Below are 20154 nucleotides of genomic sequence, written 5' to 3' on the forward strand. Positions count from 1 at the left end.
ACAAGATGATAATGAGAATCATTATCAGTAAAATGTAATGTTTCAATTTAATAACAAAAAATAGAAAGACAAAATAAACCTACTACTTTGTCCTTCTATTTTTGATAATCACTATTTTAATGGGTCGTTCCTGTATTTTCTTCAATATCCACTTCTGTTGTTACTGCTGCCTCAACTGCATAAATCAATGAATCCGCAATTGTTTGGATTGGCATAGAAGGTGTTCCTACAGGTCGATCAATCACCTGTGTTGGTTCAAACGGAACATGGATAAATCCACCTTTAACACCTGAGAATTCTTTATCGATCATGTACAATAAACGGTACATGATATCATTACAGACAAATGTGCCGGCAGTATATGAAATATACGCTGGCAAGCCATGATCCTGAACATTTTTCATCATCGCTTTGATTGGTAGCGATGTAAAATAAGCAGTCTCACCATCCTCTTCCAGTTTGACTCCGATTGGTTGATTGCCTTTATTATCTGGAATTCTCGCTTCGGCTAAGTTGATTGCTACTCGTTCGAAAGAAACAGCGCTACGTCCGCCAGCCTGACCAACACAAATAACAATATCGGGCTGATGCTCTTTCATTGAAGCCTCTAACACCTTAGCACTCTCTTCAAAAACAGTTGGTATTTCTATTTTGATAATTTGTGCTCCTGCTACCTCATTTGGGATCAATTTTACCGCTTCATAAGCCGGATTAACGGTGTCTCCACCAAATGGATCAAAACCTGTGATTAAAACTTTCATTACAAATTACCTCCTTATTTTAAAAGCGCAGCGGGCTCGTTCAGCTCTGACAGAAAAATAGGAAAATATGTTTGTGGCGCTTTTGGCCACAAGCAGATTTTATCTTTTTTCCGAAGAGCTAGCCCGTGTAGCTAGATAACATTTAAAGCGCAGCGGGCTCGTTCAGTCTCGACTGAAAAATAGGGAAAATTGATTGAGGTGCTTTTTGCCTCACTCCATTTTCATCTTTTTTCCGAGAGACTAGCCCGCATAGCTAGAGAACATTAATTATAGTCTCAACTCAACAATTATTTAAATAAAATCATATAAACAACTTGGAATACAAACATAAAAATCGCAATAAACCATTGATTTTTGATTACTCCATATTTATCTTTCATTTCCAACATCGCAACAGGAACCACGTTAAAGTTTGCTGCCATCGGTGTCAGTAATGTTCCACAGTAGCCGCAAGTTAGTGCCAGCATACCGATCAAAGCAGGATTTGCGCCTTGTGCAAAGACAAATGGTGCACCGATTCCGACTGTCATCACAGTAATCGCCGCAAAAGCGTTCCCCATGATGATCGTAAATAGCATCATCCCGAAAGCATAAATAATAATTCCGACTACTACATTTCCTTGTGGTACAACTTTTCCGACAGCAGAAGAAATCACCGTGCCAACACCAGCACTCGTGAACACCGCTCCTAATGAAGCTAAGAGCATTGGCAACATACTCAAAGGACCAACCGTCCCAAGCATATCTGCTGCATCATCCAAAAATGTCGTAGGCTTATTATTTTTAGAATAAAACATCAAGATCAAAATTGCGACGAAAACACCCACTCCGACACCAACTAAGGCACCAAGTTTAGTAAATAAGGCAAAGATGATCGCAAAGACACCAATACTTAGAGCAGGGATGAAAATTTTCATACCTAATTTATCTGACATTTGTTGCATATACTCTTTAGATGGTAGTTTAGTTTTTCCTTTACTCACCTTTTTCAAAACAGCTGGAATCGTCATTGAAAAAATCAGGATCCCACTAATCAGTGATGGAATAAAGCGTCCACCTGAGATCACTACTCCTAATGTACACCAAAAATAGCCAGTTCCATAGCGATGAGGATTACTTTTATCTAGAAAATTCTTAATTCCAGTATAAATCAAAATCAAGCCCATCAAGATATATAAAACTTCTAATAATTTTTCACCAAGCAAGACCTCTGGGTTCATAAAATAACTCATGAGCGGTCTCCTTTCTTCTCGATAGTACCATAGTATTTTTTCATCAATCGACGATCTTTAGTATAAAAATAAATACTTGCTGTAATCAACGCAACAAGTGCCACAGGAATTTCAACTGCAGCTAATTCTACTAAACTTACTTCATAGCCTAACTCTTTTAAGGTGGATTGAACTAAGAGACCACCTGCGCCACCGATAAACAATACTTGACCGAAAAACCAGCAAATATTTTCCATTGCTGAGGCCATTCCTTTAAGTTCTTCTTCATACTCGTCATTTAATTCTAAATTTTGTGATTCAACAGCACCAATCGACATTGGTAAAATAATTGGACGTACAAAACCAGCTACACCACCAAAACTAACATTGAATGCTGCAAAAATCATTCTAAAAACACCATAGATGTCGATGATCAAGCCCGCTGAAACCTTTTTGAAACGACGAATTAGAGAAGCCGCTGACTCTTTTAAACCATTTCTTTCTAATGTTCCTGTTGCTAGCATAATAATAATAAAAATAGCCATACCACGATTACTTACAAAGCTGGTTCCTAAAATATCCAGCATGCCTTCTAAACCAATACCGCCGACTAAGGCAGTGACTACTAAGGCGATCATAACAATTAAAATCGAATCTAATTTCATAGCAAATCCGACAATCACGATCAACACACCTAATAAGCTAAGAATATTTTCCATTGCGTTCACTTCTTTCTTTTTAGTTTATTTCATTTATCATATTAAAAATAATGACTTCTTTATTATACACAAAATTTGTTTTATGTTTAATTTTTACGATAAAATTCATTAAAAAAAGAATGGTACCGTTTGAAAAAAATAAAAAATACAGCCGATTTTTTTCAGAATCAACTGTATTTTTGCCCAATTATACGGAATCCCAATAAACGATTGAAACAGAAGCAAGCCCTTTGGAACGAATCCTACTGTCCATCCTTTTATCTCAAACGATCAATAAACACCTATCGTTTCTTCTGCATTATCATAAATTAATTTTTGTTTTACTTCCTCCATTTTTTCCCATTTATCGCCATAAATATGCTCTAAGCGACCATAATCATCATACGATAAGATAAAACGATGTTCGTTATTTTCATCATTGATGATCGTATACAATTTATCCTCTTCATCTTGGCTGATTTGCCAAGTACCTGATTCAAATTCAACGGCTGTTGGCATTGAGCTATTCTTTTCCAACATCTTTTTAACATTTTCTGTTGTATACTCTGGATTGTCTTTTAGATTTTCTTTTCGTTCATCTGATAATAAATAATAAATAACAAAGAATTTTTGTGACATCATTGGACGCACTTGTATATCTGCCCACAATGCATCAAATTTATCCTTAGGCAAAATTTCCCAGCCCGTTCCAAAAATAGTTGAAATTTTTTCATCATGATCTTCTTGCAAAATAATAAACGGTTCTTCTTTTTCTAAGAGCGTTAGTGCCGTTACAGGTCCATACTCAGCCACAATATCTGGTGAAGAATGAAAAGCATATTTGGAATCGATCGCAAGCTCAGGCAGATCAGAAATAGTCAATTTTTGAGCCATTTCTTTTGCATGTCCCGTTAAATTTGTCTCAACAAAATCAGCTCGATCTGGATCTTCACGATCAACATAGAAATAATAAACAAATTGGTCATACAAATTTTCGCTTTCTTTGAGCGCCGAAGCGCTACTTGTAACAAAATTGTTATTCACATTTCGCTCTCCACTAAATAGATTTTGAATTTCAGAGGGTGTCGTGTATGCTTTATCCTCACTATTTCTTGAAATAACGCCACCTATTTTAACTACGGCCACGATCAATAAGAAAATAGCCCCTAAATAACTGCCCACCCCTTTTTGTTTCTTTGGAAGAATCTGGACCGGTTCCGCCGGTTGCAACAGAGCTAATTCATTTTCTCTAAATAAGGAAGGATTTTTTTGGGCTAATTCTGCCCAACATTCCTTCACACAAGAATAGCGTCGCAACTTAAAATAAACATAGCCCATCAGTAAATCAATGATTGTTATCGATAACGTAAGCTCACTTTTATCAAAAGTCAGTACGTCATTTGTTGCCTCGTCATTTTTCACCCATTCATAGTACGTTCTAAAAAAATCAAGTTCTTGACCTTCTTTTAAAGCTTTGGCTTCATTTAACAGTTTTTTAAACGTTGTAACGGTTCGCTCCTGCTCCATTCTAAAATCATTGAGTAATAGATAGGAGATTTCTAAGGTAACAACATCATAATCTTTAGTTGTCACACTTCCACACCAATCTAAGCGCTCTTGCCACGAGCTCTGATTTACAACGCCATTATCCACTATCTGAAATAATTCATAACGATTCGTAAAATACTGGATACGTTGTTCTTTTGAAATATCACGGTAAATGTCAAAAGCAAACAGCGGTACTTGCTTGATTTCTGACCACGAATAACAAAAGTAGTCACCAGATTTATACTCTTTAACCAAGGAATCAAAATCAAAAAAACTACCTATATAGGTAATTACTTCTCGCGATAATACACGATAATTTGCCAATAAAAACTCTTGCATTCGATCTTTGATTTGATTATGTTCATCGCTCGACCATGCTAATTGATTAGAAAATAACGGCGTCCATTTTTCAATAGTTGCAAAAAAGTCTTTCTGTTCAAAAATCTCTGTTAGTTCCTGATCGAAAAGCGCAACATGATTTGTTGGCTTTTTTTCATAGATAGATTCTGATGTTTCATTCTCATTAAATTGCTGTGGTTCAACTTCTTCTATATCTTGTTCTGGTGTCTCTTTAGCTACTTCAGTTCTATCTGCTTTAGCTTGCTCTTCCTTGACTTGTTCACCCTCAACACGTACAACTGGTCGATTACTCTCGATAATTGTTCCTGACAGAAATAATGCTGAATCAAAGGCTTCTTTTAATGAATGAAAAGCTAATGGTTCTGCGTCTTCATCAATCATTTTTAACTTTTCTTCATAGGCCATTTTGATTCTCTTTTTATCTGAAGTTGGTTCCAACTCCAAAATTTCCCAACAATTCATAACCCCAACTCACTTTCTTATTTCCCCAACTCGTTTATTCTGATACTTTTTTTGATGCTCCATTCTTAATCTATTATGACAAAAGTAACTAAGAATAACAATACAAGAAAGAGAGAGACTGAGAAGAATGCGTTTAGATTCAAAAAGTCAGTCCTACAATTCTTAGTGACGTTGACACTTAGAGAGTGATGAGGGTGGAGATAATGTGCTCCAGATAATTCGACTACTTCTCCTTTATCGACATTTACTGCTTATTCACTGTGACTAAAATCTATGAAAAAAAACGATCAAACAACTCAGAATTTCTGAATTAGTTGATCGTTTTATTTATCAATTCTTATCCAAACTAATCACTTGTGTCGCGATATTTTCCAAAAAAACTTGGTCATGTTCTACTACTAACATGGTTGGTTTTACTGCTATAATCAGCTTTTCTAATTGTTCTTGATTAAACACATCCAGATAATTTAATGGTTCATCCCAAATATAAAGCTCGGCTGGTTGAGCTAATGATTTTGCTAGTTCAACTTTTTTGCGTTGTCCCATACTCATTTGCTCGATACGATTTTGAAAGACAGTTCTTTCCATTCCTAATTTGTGCAGATTATTAAGAAATTCTTGATGATTTAGACCCTGTTCTTCAGAAAATTCTAGTAACGTTCCTTGGTTATCTTCATAATTCTGACGAACATAACTGATTTTTAAGTTTGTTGGTCGAAGAATTTCGCCTTGGCTTTCTCCCTCAAACTGATTGAGTAAAAAACGAATGATCGATGATTTTCCAGAACCATTTTGTCCTGCTAAGGCGATTCTTTGCCCTTGATTTAGCTCAAAAGAGAGCTTTTGAAACAATGGTTGATCTTGATAACTTAAGACTAAATCTTCAACTGTCAATATACGTTTATGATGAGCTGGTTGATAATTCATGGTTAACGGATCTACATATTCAATATCTTTTAAGAGATTTTCTTTTTCTAACAATTGTGCATCCATCCGATGTTCGATTGTTTTAGCTCGCTTCATTGTTCGAGCTGCTCTTGCGCCGATAAAGCCTGTATCATAAATCGCGCCACTGCCTTTTTCAGATGCTTTACCATATTTATCTTGCTCCTTAGAACGAGACCATTCAGCTTTTTCAGCAGCTGTTTTTTTCAGACGACTGACTTCTTTTTTTAGTTTTTCATTTTGTGCTAGTTCAAATTCATCTTTTATTTTCTTTTGTTCTTCATAAACTGAAAAATTGCCTTGATAAAGCTCTAACTGACTTTTTTCAATTGATAAGACATGATCAACAACCTCATCCACAAATGAACGATCATGACTGACTACGATAAAGCCTTGACGTTTCTTTTTTAAATAGTCTGCTACTTGTTTGCGTCCAACAATATCCAAATGGTTAGTCGGCTCGTCAATCAGTGGAAAATGATAATCATCAATAAACAATAGCGCCAATAAGACTTTTGTTTGTTCGCCGCCAGAAAGAGTCTCAAAATCACGCCACAAAATCTCTGGATCGACTTGCAGAAGATTTAGCTCTCTTTCGATTTCCCATTGCTCAAAATCACTGATTTCCTGTAATACATAATAGGTTAATTGCTTTTTTTCTTTGATTGGTTGCGGGAAATACAAAAAGTCTAATTGGTGCAAGATCTGCCCACTATACGCTAACTGATTCAGCAATATATTAAGCAACGTTGTTTTACCACGACCGTTTCTTCCGATCAACCCTAATTTCCATTGAGTATCAAAATTTAAATTAGCTTGATCAAATAATAATGTACCTTGAGTGTCATATCCAAAGGTAAGATTTTTTATTTCAATTTTTGACATACTATCACCTCGTTAAGAAAAGCAGAAGGACTACTTCCTTCAGTTCTTCTCAGAACTGGCTATCTATTTAGGCGTACACAAAAAGACCCATACGCTGAAAAATCAAAGCCAATCCTGAAAATCTGCACACTGCTCCCTTGATGATTCTTCAGGTTACAGTCTGAATGCAGCTTCAACAAATGGACTTAATTTTTCAACGCACGGATCCCTCACTTCGTTTTTAATTGCATTCACTATATCATGCTGCTTTTAGTTTTGTCAACAACCATTTATCGCACTGCATCAGGAGACTAGTAAAATGAAAGGAGTAACGTATAATAGATTTTATATAAATTGAATTTGTTTTGTACAGTTTGGAGGAACCAATTTGAAAAAAATACTCTGTATTCATGCCCACTTTTCTAATATTCCTTATTTAACACAACTATTTCAAGATAAACCGACGATTGTGTTGGAACATTATGTTATACCTGATTTTCTGGAACAGATCACCACAAAAAGTTTGATACATTTTATTGAAGAAAAAACAACAGAAGCAGTTATCGGCATCCTTATTACCTGCACGATGTATTCTAATTTGGTCAAGCCAAACGTCATCAATCATGTACCCGTGATGCGGGTAGAAGACCCGCTTGTTGCTCATATTGTGACGAATCCTCACAAAAAAAAGTTGGTGTTTTCAAACCCTAAAACAGTGGATCAGACGGTGAATAAAATTGAAACTCTTTACAATGAAAAAAGTTTAGCACTTGATTATGAGGTTTTCATTGTTCCAAATGCCTTTGACTTGATTCTAACAAACCAGAAAACAGCTTATCAAAAAGCCTTATTTGAGTATTTATTCTCAATGAACAATACGTTTTCAGGCGATATTTACTTAATGCAACTTTCCATGTCGATCCTCTCAAAAGAACAGCTAATGACTCTTGATTATTCCGTATTCACGATCCTAGATTCTTTAGATGCAAGGATAAAAAACAATTTTAACTATAATTAGTCGTTATTGAATAAAAATTTTCACTTTTATCCATTGATTGTTATTATTTTTGAAAAAAAACTGTCAATCTCTCTGTTATCACTCTTTCCTGCTTCATTATCCTTTATACTATAGTGGATCGGATTAATAAAATAGTTACTGTATTTGATAGAAAGGGAGATTTTATTATGAAAATTGAACACATAGGTTTGTGGGTCAAAGACTTAGAAAATATGCGTACATTTTACGAAACCTATTTTAATGCAACGGCTTCTGAGCTTTATCACAACACAAAAACAAGTTTCCATTCTTATTTTTTAACGTTTGCGGATGGCGCTAGGCTTGAAATCATGCAACGAGAGGATGTTATAGATCGTAATTTAGAGAACGAAATGCTTGGATTTGCTCATTTAGCGATTTCTTTAGGCACTAAGGATAACGTTGATAATCTCACCAACATATTAGTGATGGAAGGCTATACGCTATTAAGTCCAGTTCGGACTACTGGAGATGGCTATTATGAATCTGTTATTGCGGATCCAGAAGGAAATCGTTTAGAATTAACTGTTTAAAATCAAGGATAGACGGAGGAAATACGATGGATGTAAAAGCGATAGTTTTAGATATTGATGGGACACTTTTGAATGATGAAAAAAAACTGACTAGGCAAACCAGAACAGCGTTGATCGATGCGCAAAAAAATGGCATTAAAGTCATTCTTGCCTCAGGCAGACCAACTCCTGGTATGCTGAAATATGTTGAAGAATTAGAGATGGATCGCTATAATGGTCTGCTTGTTTCTTATAATGGGGCCCATGTCCTTGATGTAAGTACTCAAAAAGAACTATTCAGCCAACCCCTTTCGATCGAAAGTAGTAAAAATATATTAGAGCATCTTAAACAATATGATGTAAAACCAATGATTGCTAAAGACGACTATATGTATGTCAATAATGTCTTTGATGGGATGTTGGATCTAGGCTCAGCGGATGGGCTGTTCAACATTATCGAATACGAATCGCGTGGCGGTAATTTTCAATTATGTGAAAAAGATGATTTAGCGGCTTTTGTTGATTTTCCTTTACACAAAATTTTGGTTGCTGCTCAACCTGAGTATTTACAAGAACACTGGCAAAAAATTCTTGCACCGTTTGAACAAACCGTTAGCGGGATGTTTTCAGCACCAATGTATTTTGAATTTACGGATCAGGGTATTGATAAGGCCAATGCTTTAGAGCAAACATTAAAACCTTTAGGCATCCATGAAGAACATATCATTTCATTTGGCGATGGACATAACGATTTGTCCTTGATTAAATATGCTGGAATGGGGATAGCCATGGGGAATGCGGTCGATGAGTTGAAGAAAGCTGCAGATAAAATCACATTATCTAATAATGAAGATGGCATAGCGAAAGCCTTAGCTGACTTACTATAAATAAAAAAGATCAGGAGAAAATCATCCTGATCTTTTTTATTTCCCACACCTGAACAATAATCAGTTATAATGCATATATACAACCCTAACTGAAAGGTGTTTATCGAATGAATTTAATCGTAAAATTGAAAAAACTAGAGCGACTTACCACAAGTGAACAAGCACTTGTTGACTACATTCTCGATTATCCAGGCAAAGTGATTCATTTTTCACCAAAGGAATTGGCAGAACATTCTTTTGTCTCTATTTCAACGATATACCGCCTGATCAATAAACTTGATCTTGATGGCTTGAACGATCTTAAACTAGCTTTAGTCAATGATCTAAATGAGCACATGACAGATCAAATTATTGATATTGATTACCCCATTTCAGCAGAAGATAATCATTATGCCATGACTAAGAAACTAAAGACAGTCTATGAACAAACGCTCCAGTCAACGATTGATATCAATAATGTTGAAATGATCGCTTCTACTAATTTACTCCTTAAAAAGGCAAAGTTTATCGATATTTACGCTTCATCTGCAAACATTTATTTTGCCCAAAACTTTCAATTTCAAATGCTGGAAATCGGGAAAAGAATCAACGTTCCGATTGATGACTACACGCAAAATTTATCCGCTGCCAATAGCACGTCTGATCATCTTGCGATTGTTGTCTCTTACGAAGGACGCGGCTCCAGCATAAAAAAAATCATAGACATTTTGCAGAAAAATAATAGCCAGATTCTACTGATCACATCCCAAAACAGCACACTTCTAAAAGAAAAAGTCGATGGTATTTTACTATTTTCCTCAATGGAAAACCACTATAACAAGATTTCATCTTTCTCAACACGGATGTCCTTGATGTATCTCTTCGATCGTTTATATCTTAGTTTTTTTAATCAAGATTATGAAAAAAATCTAGCTTATAAACTAGAAAACTATCAAAAGATGAATCCAAATTTGATTTAGTTGAGTAAAAAAACAGCTCATCCAATAAAGTATGAGCTGTTTTTATCTGCATTACTTAAGGTTTTCCAAAAAAAGTTCAAGCAATTTCGAACCGCCTACAAGATTAAATAATAAGAATATGACTACAAATGATCCTAACAATACTAGTAAGGTTAGCCCAAAACGACTTAAGATATCTTCTCTTTTCCACAAATGATCCGTAAATGAGAAACTAACCATCAAAGCTACTAAACACAGCAAGCCCATCACGATCATATAAGAATCTCTTATCAAAAAAGAACAGACGAAAGCGCCTAGACTAATATAAACCGCTAAGCTTGTTGAACGAAACAACGCTGAAAATTTAACGATGAATGAGCCCTTTTTCTTTGATATTTTGGTACTTGCTACGAAATAGACCAAGCCAAAAAGTGTAAAGTAAATGCCGATCACGAACAAATTTTCAATAAATAATGATAGTACCGTTTCAGCCCCGTAACCATCCATCCTTAACATGCTCCGACTAATGGCTAGACTGTTCACAACGCTCAAAATTAAAAAGTTGATAACACCAAAAATGGAACTCGCTTGTTCTGTATTGGTATTGTTTCCTTTGATTTGGCTATTAAGCCAACTAAAATAATTTTTGCTTTCTTTCGTTAGCTGCTGGACCGTTTGATTGCTTTTCAGTTGCTCATTTATTGTGGATTGGATTTGTGCCCCTTTTTCTAAAACAGTCTCTACTGTTGTCGTTTCTGTTTGCTCTTGATTTTGCCTTTTACCACAAGCAGAGCAAAATTTTGCCCCAGTCTTCAGTTCTTTGCCACATTGAATACAATACTTCATTTTTACACCTCTACCAATTTATTAACCCTACATCATTTTTCATTTTTAATACTCGATAAACTGATTGATTCAAAGCTTCCTCTGTGTATGTTCCTGCTTCAATTCCCTGTAGAACATAAGGAATCTGTTCTTGAAAAGAGGAAGATAAAATCAAATCATTCCCCGCTTTTAATGCAGCTAGCCCTGCTTCTTCTTGAGAAATGAAATCGGCAAGACCCGCCATATCCATATCATCTGTCATAATAACTTTTTCAAAACCTAATTCATTCCGTAAAACATCATGAACGGGGCGAGAAATTGAAGCTGGCATTGTTCCATCAATACTTGTAATAATATTATGAGAAACTAAAACACTATCTGCACCAGCATCGATCCCTGCTTTAAAAGGTAAAAAGTCGTTGCTTCTTAGTTCATCGATACTGCGAGTGTCATAAACGATTTCCACATGAGAGTCACGATTATTGCCGTAACCTGGAAAATGTTTTAACGTGGACGTTATCTTTTGTTTTTTTAATTCTTCAACACTGACTTTCACAAACTCACTTGTTTCTTGCGCATCAAGACCTAATGTTCGATCATAAATAAAAGCTTGTGGATCGGTCGCAACATCTGCATCAGGAAATAAGCCACCTTGGATCCCATACGAATGGAGTACTGCTGCTTTTTTTTGAATATCCGAACGAATCCCCGGCCACCCTGATTCCTGATAGACTTCTTGTGGTGACTTAAAAACTTCCGAAACCAAGCCTGTTCCTCTGCTTAAACGAGAAACAGTACCACCTTCTTCATCTGAGGCAATAAACAATGGTACTTTACTTGCAGATTGATAGGACTTTATTTTGTCCTTCAGTGAATCTGGTGTTTCAGATTCAACATCACGCCCAAAAAGAAGATAGCCTCCTAGATGATAATTTTTGATACTTTCTAACTGCTGATTAATTGGTACTCGTGCCAAAAATAGTTGTCCAACTTTTTCTTCTACACTCATAGTAGCGATCATTTCATTGATTATTTTCTCTGAATCTTTTATGTTATTCTCCCCTGTTTCTTTCGTTGAATCCTTTGTCCCTTTGCTAGTTGATGTCGCTTCATTAACATTACTTTTAGCGATTTCTGTATTTTTATCTTGATTAAGAAATAAAATTATCACTAAACTAATACCCAAAATCGCTAGTAAAACTAGTACTGCACTGACAATCATCTTTTTGTTATTGATGGTATTTCCTCCTCATATGGATCACAATGTTTGTTTGGCTTTTCCTTTTCAATATAACATAGACCTGTCGGATTCACTCTATTTTAAACTAAAAATTTAGGGGGATCGCTTTATCACAACAAGATCTAAATGAGGTTTTCCATCATTATTGCTTTTTAAAAAAAAGACTAGCTTGTCCACCAAATCAGTTGCCAAACATCACGCGCTCATTTGTTACATCATTCGATCCCGCCATTATCAACTATTTCAAAATTCTCTTTACCACCTAGACTTTGAATGGTGAATTTCTTTGCTTCTTCGTCATAGATAAGTGTTGCTTTTTGATAGCGGAAAATTTGAGTTACATCTTTAGTTTTGTAATCTTGATAACTGGTCTTATATTTGATTAAATAGCGAACCTCATAGCTATTCTTCCCGTTCATTTTAACCGTTTCCACGGTTGGTGAGCCGTTGACTACGCTTTTAACCTTACTATCTCGGATAGATTGAATAAATGTATTAAAATCCTGATACTCAGCATTATTTTCTCCATCCGTAAAATAAGTAGAAAATTTTTGCTTATTGATTGCATCATACGTTGCGTATGTTCCTGTATAATTTGAAACTGCTGAGTAGAATCCATTTAAAAAATACTCAACTTCTGATTTCCCTTGAATATCTGCAAAATTTAATTCGATCATCGACGAATAAGATTCTGGATCATAATGATCAGCTGCAAAGGAAGAATCTGTGATTACTTGCTGTTTTGTTTCAATGATGCTTTTATCGTCCAATGTTTTCTTCAATTGAACAGTCATTCCTTGATGCCATATCTGATTTTTCACTTCATATTCTTCAGCTGTGAGTTGACCGATTTTTTGATCGTCAAGAAATACTTCTGCATCTGAGATATTCGACTTCAGCTTAAATGAGATTTTCCTAAAATCTAAGCTAACTTGACCCATCTGCTGCAGATCTGAATCAGAAGATTGGACTAAATCAATTGTTGTTTCGCTTTTTTCTCCTGCTAACTCCCCTTTGATCCTATACTCAGCCGGTGTTAAAGGGCCCCATACCGTTTGAAACTGATTTTTGTCGGTTGTCTCTTTTTCTTGATCATCCAAAAAAAGTTTCATATCTTTTTGATTTGCTGTAATGGTAATATATCTAGGCTTTAGTTCCCAGCGAAAATCATCAAATAACAGAAGCTTTTTTCCTTTTTTTACGAATGCTAGCTCGCTGTTTTGATTGTCATTCGTTTTTAATTGAGTGATTAACTGAGAAAAGGCTGCTTTGTGTTCGTTCTGACTATAATAATCAAAATATTTTTTTAATTCTTTCTTGGTTATAGAATAATTTGGATCGGCTGAAAACGTCAATTTTTCCATTTGATTTACATCTTTGTTTTGAACCGTTTCTACCATTCTTTTGAGCTGATTTTCCTGACTATAATAATTCTTCGTAGCAAAATAACTACCGAAAGCGATGCACAAAAGGACAGCAACTATACCAAGTATGAGCTTTTGCTTTTTACTCATTGGTGTTTTTGGAACAGTCTGTGCTTGGTCACTCCTCTTGTTAGCAACCGCTTTTCCACAAGCAGAACAAAATTTATCATCCGCTTCTAATTGTGCACCACAGGAACAGGTTGTTTTAGCTTCTTTTGCTTCTCCAAGTGTTTCTGATTGAATTGACTCTTGCTCAAATTTTTCTCCGCAATTTTCACAAAATACTGCCTCTTCTTGATTTTCATGACGACATGATCGACAAAGTTTCATTTTTCTCTCCTATTTTTAAATTCATTTTTATCCCCTCTACTATCATTCTATTTTAAAAACAAAAAGTCAACTATTTTTAGATTAAAACGAACTATATTTTATAATTTATCCACAAATAGAAAGGCTGGTTTGCTATTTAAATAACATTTTTAATTTAATTCTTTATTTTTGACAAAAAAATAGCCACATGAGATGCTTTACGCGTATTAAACAACAAAAGAAAGAAGGTTGGATTTTTATGACAACAACGGTATTTGTCAATTTTCCAGTATCGGATGTAAAACGTTCTACAGAGTTTTATGAAAAATTAGGCTTTAAAAAGAATCAAGAATTTTCAAATGAAGATACCAGTTCAATGGTTTGGGATGACAGTTTCTGGATCATGTTACTAAATCACGACTTCTATAGTAAATTTATCAAAGACAAAAAAATTGCCGATGCAAAATCGACTAGCGGCGTTTTAGTTGCATTCAGTATGGAAAGTGCTGATGCTGTTAAGAAATTTGCTGAAACAGCTAAAGCTAATGGCGGAGATTTTTATAAAGTTGATATGGGGATTCCAGAAGATGTTATGCTTGGGTTAGAAGTACAAGATCCAGATGGAAACTCTTTGGAACCGACTTGGATGAAAATGTAGGAATAGAGAAGAGTCCGAAGAAAAAATAAATAGTCTAAAAAACAAGCGGGCAATTACCCGCTTGTTTTTTACTGATTTAAAATCGATTTTTACTTTTCGGCCGTAAAATTGTTTTAACTTCTCTTTCAACAAAATCGAAACGAACTACCGTTTTCTGATGCTTCTTTCTATCTCTAATAGTTTCTTGAATGTTAATAATGGTGACTCTCACTACTTCTTTCAACTTAGGGATGGAGGTAAGATCCGCTCTATAACCGATTCTTATACTAGACATAACTTCTGACAAATCTTCATCTGAGAAATCATTTTCAATAATCTCTTTATAAATTGGTTCTAATTTATAAACTTCTCCTAAATCCACTTTGAAAATGGCTGTTTTAAAAGAATTTGAACAAACCTTTTCAAGTTCATCAGACAATCCATCAAGTAACTGCTCGTAACTAAGATTTGCAATCATATTTTCAGTCAAGTAGTCTCCGTTTTCGTGTCTAGCTTCTATCACTGATTTGGCTTCTTCATACATACTCATTTTATATTGTGGTAATAATAGCCACTTTGATTCCAGAATCTCATCCTCGATAGACTTCTCAGAAATAACCTTACTTAAACTGCTAAGAAGATTTTCAGTATATGCTTCTGACACTTTTTGAGCATCTATTATCATTGTGTTAAACATCAAAAATGTATATTCTTCATCTGAGAAATAGTTCGTAAAAAAATAGTCCTCAATTTTTCGATTCATCAATGATTTTTTCAATAGACTTTTTTGCTGATCGGTTATTGCTCTATATTGATTGATTTTTTTAGGAAAATAATTATAAAGACAATAATATTTTAAGGCTCTAATTGCTTCGTTTTTGTTAGTGTAATCGTGGTAAAATTTCCGATTATTTTGTAACCAATGATCTAAATCCTTTTGATCGTAAAGCGCATCTTTTAGTAACTTGTCGGGGAGAATACTATGCGTGTAAAAGTCCTGCTTAACACGACTATTCTTGTAGCGGTAATAAAAATTATAAACAAGGAAGACGATAACAAGAATAGAAGTAAACAATAGTAAATAACGTATCTTGCCATACTCTTGTTGTTTAATATATTCGTCTCTTAATTTATCACTTTCTTTGGAAATAGTTGCTAGACCTTTTTCCAAATATGCCTGTTCGACCTGTTGATAAACAATATTAGATACTTCTATGATTGCTTCATTATAGTTACCAGACTTAACTAGGTCTAGCAATCGTGCTTTTAATTCAAGGTCTTTATTTAAAGGATCAAAAATAGACGTGAGCTTTTCTCCATGAGCAAAGCTTATTTCATTTTGCGCCAAAACAAAGACGACAACTATGTTCACTGGTGCTTCTCTAGTCTTAAAATCAAAATTTCTAAATTTATTTTCTATATGCAGATCGATTCGATTGCCCTCAGGTTCCACATCTTGTGTGATTGCTACACCATACTTAGGCTCTCCCTCTAAAATTGAAAACTTTTCTTTATTCAACGTAGAAACATAATCTTTGGTCTCTTGATTGACTTTTCCCGTTTGGTCTTCAATATATGACTGTGCGTAGCTACTCTGTGAAAAAAATATACCTGTGAAACAAATTAAAAACAACGAATACCCCATTTTTTTCATTTTAACTTTTTCCTTTTTATACTAATTGTACCATAGTCTATTTGAACTAAAAATAGCTGGAAAGACAAACAATTTACTCGTCCGTCTCTCCAGTTATTTTTCTAACTTTCTACATGACTCACTTCTTTATCCTCTTCTACTTCTTCTTTCGCTAATCGTTTCTGTAATTCTTTATCATAATTACGTGATACTGGTATCATAAAATTGATCAGACCACACACCAACGCACCGATACCTGCGATCACAAACATTTTCTCTACCCCAATTCTATCCGCTAATGGCCCTGCAAAGATTAGCCCAACGGGTCCTGTGATGCTCATTAAGGAATTTAGCACTCCTAACACACGACCTAACACATTTGGATCATAACTTTGTTGAATCATCGCCATCAGTAAAGTATTGAAATATGGTGTCGCAAAGCCTGCAATTGAATTTAACAAAACAAAATAGATAAATCCCTTACTTGTAGCAGGTAACAATCCACTTAACCCAATTGAAGCACCAATCACTGCATAAGCCCAAAAGATCAGCGTCATACGATTTTTCCATTTCCCAAAAATTCCGATCACAGCCCCACCAATCAGCATTCCTACAGAGTAAACCACTTCGACCAATCCAGCTTGCCCAACCGATCCATTAAAATAATTCATCGTCATCAATGGATATAAGCTTGCAGCCGGCATGAATAATAACATGAAAATCGATCCAACGATCGTAATATACCACAAGCCTTTATTTTCAAATAATTTTTTAAAGCCAAACTTAGTATCTGCTAAAAGATGGATGGTCTCTCCTTCCGAGGTGACTTTGGGAATGGTCACAAAAAGTAATAACCCGACACCAAAGACAGCTCCAAGTACATCTAATAAAATCAAAAAATTCATTGGAACAATAGAATACAGCACTGCACCTAATGCTGGAGCAATAATAAAATTGGCTGATTGAACCATGCTAAATTGTCCATTGACTTTTGTCAGCTCATCTTCAGGTACCATTGTTGGTAATATGGATTGAATCGTTGGCATTTGAAACGTTTGTGCAACAGAACGAACCAATAATGAGACGAACACTAACCATAAAGGAAAATCCGCTGAAATCGTTCCAACAATCGATAAAATCAAAGCAAAGATTGCAACAATAATATCTGTCACGATCAACAACACTTTTTTATTCCAACGATCGATCAGTGGTCCGGCAAATGGGCTTAATAGAACCATTGGCAACATCCCCAGTAGCATAGCAAAACTTAAGACGGTTGCTGAACCCGTTGTTTTAGTCAAATACCAAATTATCGAGTATTGGACGGCCATACTTGTAATTCCTGATAAAAATTGCCCTGTTAGGAATAAATAGAAGTTCTTTTTCCAATGAATCGTGTCAGATGTAGTAGGATGCTTAGACATATGTTCACTCCTCGAATGATGATTTATTTTCTAATGTCCTCTTTTTTATATGTATATCATTTAATGGTTTCCTTGATTTATCACTTTAGCTACATTGATTCTACTTTATGGATTCTTTTCCTACAACTAATTAATCCAACCAAAAAGGTGGGTGTGAGACAAAAGTAAAAAGCACTTTTGTCTCACACCCTAAATGCGAATTTGCGGAAGCCAAATACAGAATTTATGAGCTACTTGCTAGGCTACTACTTTTCCACAAATTCATTTTCTTCAATAAATTCCACTGGTTGATAAATAGTTTGCCGTTCTTCCTTATGATCGTATTCATCAAATGGCGTGAAGACTATTTTATCCTCGACCCAATAAACCTTAAACGTTGAGCTTAACGTTTTATCATGCATTTTGACCTCTTCTCGAAATTCATTACCAGTCATTGTGTAACCAATAATGCTTAGATCTTCGCCTGGTGGTAATTCTTTCCCAGTTTCCTTATCTAAACCGTTTAATGCCTTACCAGACTTTTTATCGAAGGTGATGATTTTCCGTTTTTGTTCTGTAAAAATATGCACTGATTCAAATTCTTTATTTTGCAAAAACTCTTCATCCATTCCCTGATCTAAGCCAACCCAACTATACTTCATCAATTCTTCTTTTGTTACTTCCTCACCATGTTCTACTTTAATCGGTCTAACGATGCTATTTTCTTTAAAGGTATTGACTTGTATCGTTTGTTTCGCTTCTTTGGGTAATTCATTTGGTTTATCGGACGTTTTAGTCATTTTTGCTCCGTATGACTCATCTGCTTGAACTTCTTGCGTCAGTTTAACCAATTCATATGCGAAAAAACCTATTGCTGTACAACCAATCAAGACTGCAAGTGCATTTACCCAACGAATAACTCTTTTAGTTTTCATTTTTTCATCCTTTCAATTATATGATCTAAAATAAAGTCTATTCTTTATTTGGCTTAAGGAGCACAACGCTCTCCTCATCATATTCTTCTCTGTCTTCTGATTTTGGAAGTGTACTTGAGGCCGGCCATAAAACAATATTCTCTCCATCCCAATACATATCACTGCCAATTGTATAACCACCATAATTCACCAGAATTCGATTATCCTTTACTTCATAAGTGGTTGTCATCCACCTTTCTTCACCATCAATTTTTTCTTTTCTAAGAAATCCATCAAACGTAACCGTACTATTTAAGCCATGATTTCCTTTTATAATTGATGTCCATGAAGCATATTTAGTGAAATCTGGTTCAACAGCTGGCTGAAGTTTTTTGATACTTTCTTCAGTATATGGAAAAATTTCTTCGTTATGTGGCTCTAAAATAAGACGTTCTATTTCAGCAGAATTTGGTTCTAATACTAAATTCGCGCCATCTCTTTTCACTTGATATGAATAGGTATCAGCCACGTCCTCCCCTTGATCATTGATGACTTTGGCAAATATCACTAACTGGTCTTCTTTAAATGTATATTCAGGCTCCATTCGCGTGAAATACTGGACAATCATCCGAATCTTACTTTCACTAAAACTGTAATACTTCTCTTCGTTCTTGACTTTCCAATAGTTTACGGATTGTAAAATAGTCGCTGGTATTTCGTTTGTATTTTCCAATGTAGAAGAAGTAGAAATCGAAGCACTGGGTTTATTTATCTCATTTTTCTTTGGCCACATTAATGCTCCTACAAGAACTAAACAGACAATGATGACGCCTGATAGAATCAGCTCCCCCCATTTATATTTCAGTTTACTGAACTTCGTTTTCCTTCGGTTTGAATGTGTCTCTAAAGCCGCGAGTGTATCTTCATATGGTACTTTTATTTGCTTCATCGCTTTTTCTAGAATTTTCTTCTCGTTATCAGACATAATAATCCTCCCCTAGTGTTTGTCTAAGTGCTTCACGTCCCCGTTTTAAATTTGTTTTGACTGTACCTTGCGGCATCGCTAAAACTTCGCTGATTTCTTTGACTGACAGATCCTGATAATAAAATAACTGTAAAACCAAACGATAGTTGTCATCTAAGCTTATTACCGCTTCTAATACGTCAATGCTTTGGTTCTTATTGAACGATGGATCTTTTGGTTCCGTATACGCGGGATTGTTCTGTAATGCTCGGATTTTAACTTTTTGATCGATCACTTTACTTGCCTGTCTTGCCATAATCGTACAAAACCAAGTTAAAAAATAGCTTGGTTCTTTTAATGAGTGAATCGATTTTATCGACTGGATTGTGGCCTCTTGCATAATATCTAACGCATCTTCCTTATTCCCAATATAGATGTACGCCATTTTATATAGATATTCATGATTTTTCTGTAATAGTTTACCTAATGCTTGGACATCTCCTTTGATCGCTTTTTTGACCAATAAACGTTCTGAATAACTAAACTTCCCCATTTCCTCACCTCTTCACCCTAATAGTGTAAA

Annotated in this window: 18 protein-coding genes; 5 read left to right on the forward strand and 13 right to left on the reverse strand. The window is 35.1% G+C overall.

The features are described 5' to 3' along the window. Window positions 1-116: 116 nt before the first annotated feature. The 5 genes from pcp to ATZ35_RS14880 all read right to left on the reverse strand — a co-directional run bounded on the left by pcp (window position 117) and on the right by ATZ35_RS14880 (window position 6870). Window positions 117-761, reverse strand: a complete 645-nt coding sequence (gene pcp, locus ATZ35_RS14860) for a pyroglutamyl-peptidase I (protein WP_208927919.1) — start codon at window positions 759-761, stop codon at window positions 117-119. 287 nt (window positions 762-1048) lie between these two features. Beyond that, window positions 1049-1993, reverse strand: a complete 945-nt coding sequence (locus tag ATZ35_RS14865; protein ID WP_208927920.1) for a DUF979 domain-containing protein — start codon at window positions 1991-1993, stop codon at window positions 1049-1051. Next, complete coding sequence (locus ATZ35_RS14870; protein WP_208927921.1) at window positions 1990-2691, reverse strand: DUF969 domain-containing protein; 702 nt, start codon at window positions 2689-2691, stop codon at window positions 1990-1992. Before ATZ35_RS14870 ends, ATZ35_RS14865 begins: the two co-directional genes overlap by 4 nt. A 270-nt stretch (window positions 2692-2961) precedes the next feature. Beyond that, entirely contained in the window at window positions 2962-5040 is a 2079-nt protein-coding gene (locus ATZ35_RS14875; RefSeq protein WP_208927922.1) for a hypothetical protein, read from the reverse strand. Window positions 5041-5370: 330 nt separating this feature from the next. Continuing rightward, window positions 5371-6870, reverse strand: a complete 1500-nt coding sequence (locus tag ATZ35_RS14880) for an Lsa family ABC-F type ribosomal protection protein (protein WP_208927923.1) — start codon at window positions 6868-6870, stop codon at window positions 5371-5373. Window positions 6871-7237: 367 nt separating this feature from the next. On the opposite strand from ATZ35_RS14880, the gene ATZ35_RS14885 reads away from it, so the two are divergent. From ATZ35_RS14885 to ATZ35_RS14900, 4 genes are all read left to right on the forward strand, one after another. Beyond that, the gene (locus ATZ35_RS14885) at window positions 7238-7867 is read left to right on the forward strand and encodes a hypothetical protein (RefSeq protein WP_208927924.1); all 630 of its coding nucleotides are present in this window, start codon (window positions 7238-7240) and stop codon (window positions 7865-7867) included. Between the two features lie 167 nt (window positions 7868-8034). Then, window positions 8035-8418 (forward strand): VOC family protein, encoded by a 384-nt coding sequence (locus ATZ35_RS14890; protein ID WP_208927925.1) that lies wholly within the window; start codon window positions 8035-8037, stop codon window positions 8416-8418. Between the two features lie 26 nt (window positions 8419-8444). Continuing rightward, window positions 8445-9284, forward strand: coding sequence for a Cof-type HAD-IIB family hydrolase (locus tag ATZ35_RS14895; RefSeq protein ID WP_208927926.1), 840 nt, complete (start codon window positions 8445-8447; stop codon window positions 9282-9284). A gap of 107 nt (window positions 9285-9391) precedes the next feature. Then, window positions 9392-10243, forward strand: a complete 852-nt coding sequence (locus ATZ35_RS14900; protein ID WP_208927927.1) for a MurR/RpiR family transcriptional regulator — start codon at window positions 9392-9394, stop codon at window positions 10241-10243. Between the two features lie 51 nt (window positions 10244-10294). Here the strand turns inward: ATZ35_RS14900 and ATZ35_RS14905 are convergent, their stop codons facing one another. From ATZ35_RS14905 to ATZ35_RS14915, 3 genes are all read right to left on the reverse strand, one after another. Then, window positions 10295-11068, reverse strand: a complete 774-nt coding sequence (locus ATZ35_RS14905) for a zinc ribbon domain-containing protein (protein WP_208927928.1) — start codon at window positions 11066-11068, stop codon at window positions 10295-10297. Window positions 11069-11078: 10 nt separating this feature from the next. Continuing rightward, a complete protein-coding gene (locus ATZ35_RS14910; RefSeq protein WP_208927929.1) occupies window positions 11079-12269 on the reverse strand; it encodes a glycoside hydrolase family 3 N-terminal domain-containing protein in 1191 nt (396 codons plus the stop codon). Between the two features lie 233 nt (window positions 12270-12502). Next, window positions 12503-14041, reverse strand: coding sequence for a zinc ribbon domain-containing protein (locus ATZ35_RS14915; RefSeq protein ID WP_208927930.1), 1539 nt, complete (start codon window positions 14039-14041; stop codon window positions 12503-12505). 238 nt (window positions 14042-14279) lie between these two features. On the opposite strand from ATZ35_RS14915, the gene ATZ35_RS14920 reads away from it, so the two are divergent. Further along, a complete protein-coding gene (locus tag ATZ35_RS14920; RefSeq protein WP_208927931.1) occupies window positions 14280-14678 on the forward strand; it encodes a VOC family protein in 399 nt (132 codons plus the stop codon). A 76-nt stretch (window positions 14679-14754) separates the two neighbouring features. Here ATZ35_RS14920 and ATZ35_RS14925 read toward each other — a convergent pair whose 3' ends face one another. From ATZ35_RS14925 to ATZ35_RS14945, 5 genes are all read right to left on the reverse strand, one after another. Continuing rightward, window positions 14755-16176, reverse strand: coding sequence for a hypothetical protein (locus ATZ35_RS14925; RefSeq protein WP_208927932.1), 1422 nt, complete (start codon window positions 16174-16176; stop codon window positions 14755-14757). Between the two features lie 236 nt (window positions 16177-16412). After that, window positions 16413-17714 (reverse strand): MFS transporter, encoded by a 1302-nt coding sequence (locus tag ATZ35_RS14930; RefSeq protein WP_208927933.1) that lies wholly within the window; start codon window positions 17712-17714, stop codon window positions 16413-16415. 245 nt (window positions 17715-17959) lie between these two features. Beyond that, complete coding sequence (locus ATZ35_RS14935) at window positions 17960-18628, reverse strand: hypothetical protein (protein ID WP_208927934.1); 669 nt, start codon at window positions 18626-18628, stop codon at window positions 17960-17962. Window positions 18629-18665: 37 nt separating this feature from the next. Next, entirely contained in the window at window positions 18666-19592 is a 927-nt protein-coding gene (locus ATZ35_RS14940; protein WP_208927935.1) for a hypothetical protein, read from the reverse strand. Beyond that, window positions 19585-20124, reverse strand: coding sequence for a sigma-70 family RNA polymerase sigma factor (locus ATZ35_RS14945; protein WP_208927936.1), 540 nt, complete (start codon window positions 20122-20124; stop codon window positions 19585-19587). The genes ATZ35_RS14940 and ATZ35_RS14945 overlap by 8 nt, the downstream gene beginning before the upstream one ends. Between the last annotated feature and the right edge of the window lie 30 nt (window positions 20125-20154).

Source organism: Enterococcus rotai, from assembly GCF_001465345.1.
Lineage (GTDB): Bacteria > Bacillota > Bacilli > Lactobacillales > Enterococcaceae > Enterococcus_L > Enterococcus_L rotai.

Bases quoted from the DNA above. Each gene is read 5' to 3' on its own strand.
- pcp (WP_208927919.1), bottom strand. From the start codon at position 761: ATGAAAGTTTTAATCACAGGTTTTGATCCATTTGGTGGAGACACCGTT.
- ATZ35_RS14865 (WP_208927920.1), bottom strand. From the start codon at position 1,993: ATGAGTTATTTTATGAACCCAGAGGTCTTGCTTGGTGAAAAATTATTA.
- ATZ35_RS14870 (WP_208927921.1), bottom strand. From the start codon at position 2,691: ATGGAAAATATTCTTAGCTTATTAGGTGTGTTGATCGTGATTGTCGGA.
- ATZ35_RS14875 (WP_208927922.1), bottom strand. From the start codon at position 5,040: ATGAATTGTTGGGAAATTTTGGAGTTGGAACCAACTTCAGATAAAAAG.
- ATZ35_RS14880 (WP_208927923.1), bottom strand. From the start codon at position 6,870: ATGTCAAAAATTGAAATAAAAAATCTTACCTTTGGATATGACACTCAA.
- ATZ35_RS14890 (WP_208927925.1), top strand. From the start codon at position 8,035: ATGAAAATTGAACACATAGGTTTGTGGGTCAAAGACTTAGAAAATATG.
- ATZ35_RS14895 (WP_208927926.1), top strand. From the start codon at position 8,445: ATGGATGTAAAAGCGATAGTTTTAGATATTGATGGGACACTTTTGAAT.
- ATZ35_RS14900 (WP_208927927.1), top strand. From the start codon at position 9,392: ATGAATTTAATCGTAAAATTGAAAAAACTAGAGCGACTTACCACAAGT.
- ATZ35_RS14905 (WP_208927928.1), bottom strand. From the start codon at position 11,068: ATGAAGTATTGTATTCAATGTGGCAAAGAACTGAAGACTGGGGCAAAA.
- ATZ35_RS14910 (WP_208927929.1), bottom strand. From the start codon at position 12,269: ATGATTGTCAGTGCAGTACTAGTTTTACTAGCGATTTTGGGTATTAGT.
- ATZ35_RS14915 (WP_208927930.1), bottom strand. From the start codon at position 14,041: ATGAAACTTTGTCGATCATGTCGTCATGAAAATCAAGAAGAGGCAGTA.
- ATZ35_RS14920 (WP_208927931.1), top strand. From the start codon at position 14,280: ATGACAACAACGGTATTTGTCAATTTTCCAGTATCGGATGTAAAACGT.
- ATZ35_RS14930 (WP_208927933.1), bottom strand. From the start codon at position 17,714: ATGTCTAAGCATCCTACTACATCTGACACGATTCATTGGAAAAAGAAC.
- ATZ35_RS14935 (WP_208927934.1), bottom strand. From the start codon at position 18,628: ATGAAAACTAAAAGAGTTATTCGTTGGGTAAATGCACTTGCAGTCTTG.
- ATZ35_RS14940 (WP_208927935.1), bottom strand. From the start codon at position 19,592: ATGTCTGATAACGAGAAGAAAATTCTAGAAAAAGCGATGAAGCAAATA.
- ATZ35_RS14945 (WP_208927936.1), bottom strand. From the start codon at position 20,124: ATGGGGAAGTTTAGTTATTCAGAACGTTTATTGGTCAAAAAAGCGATC.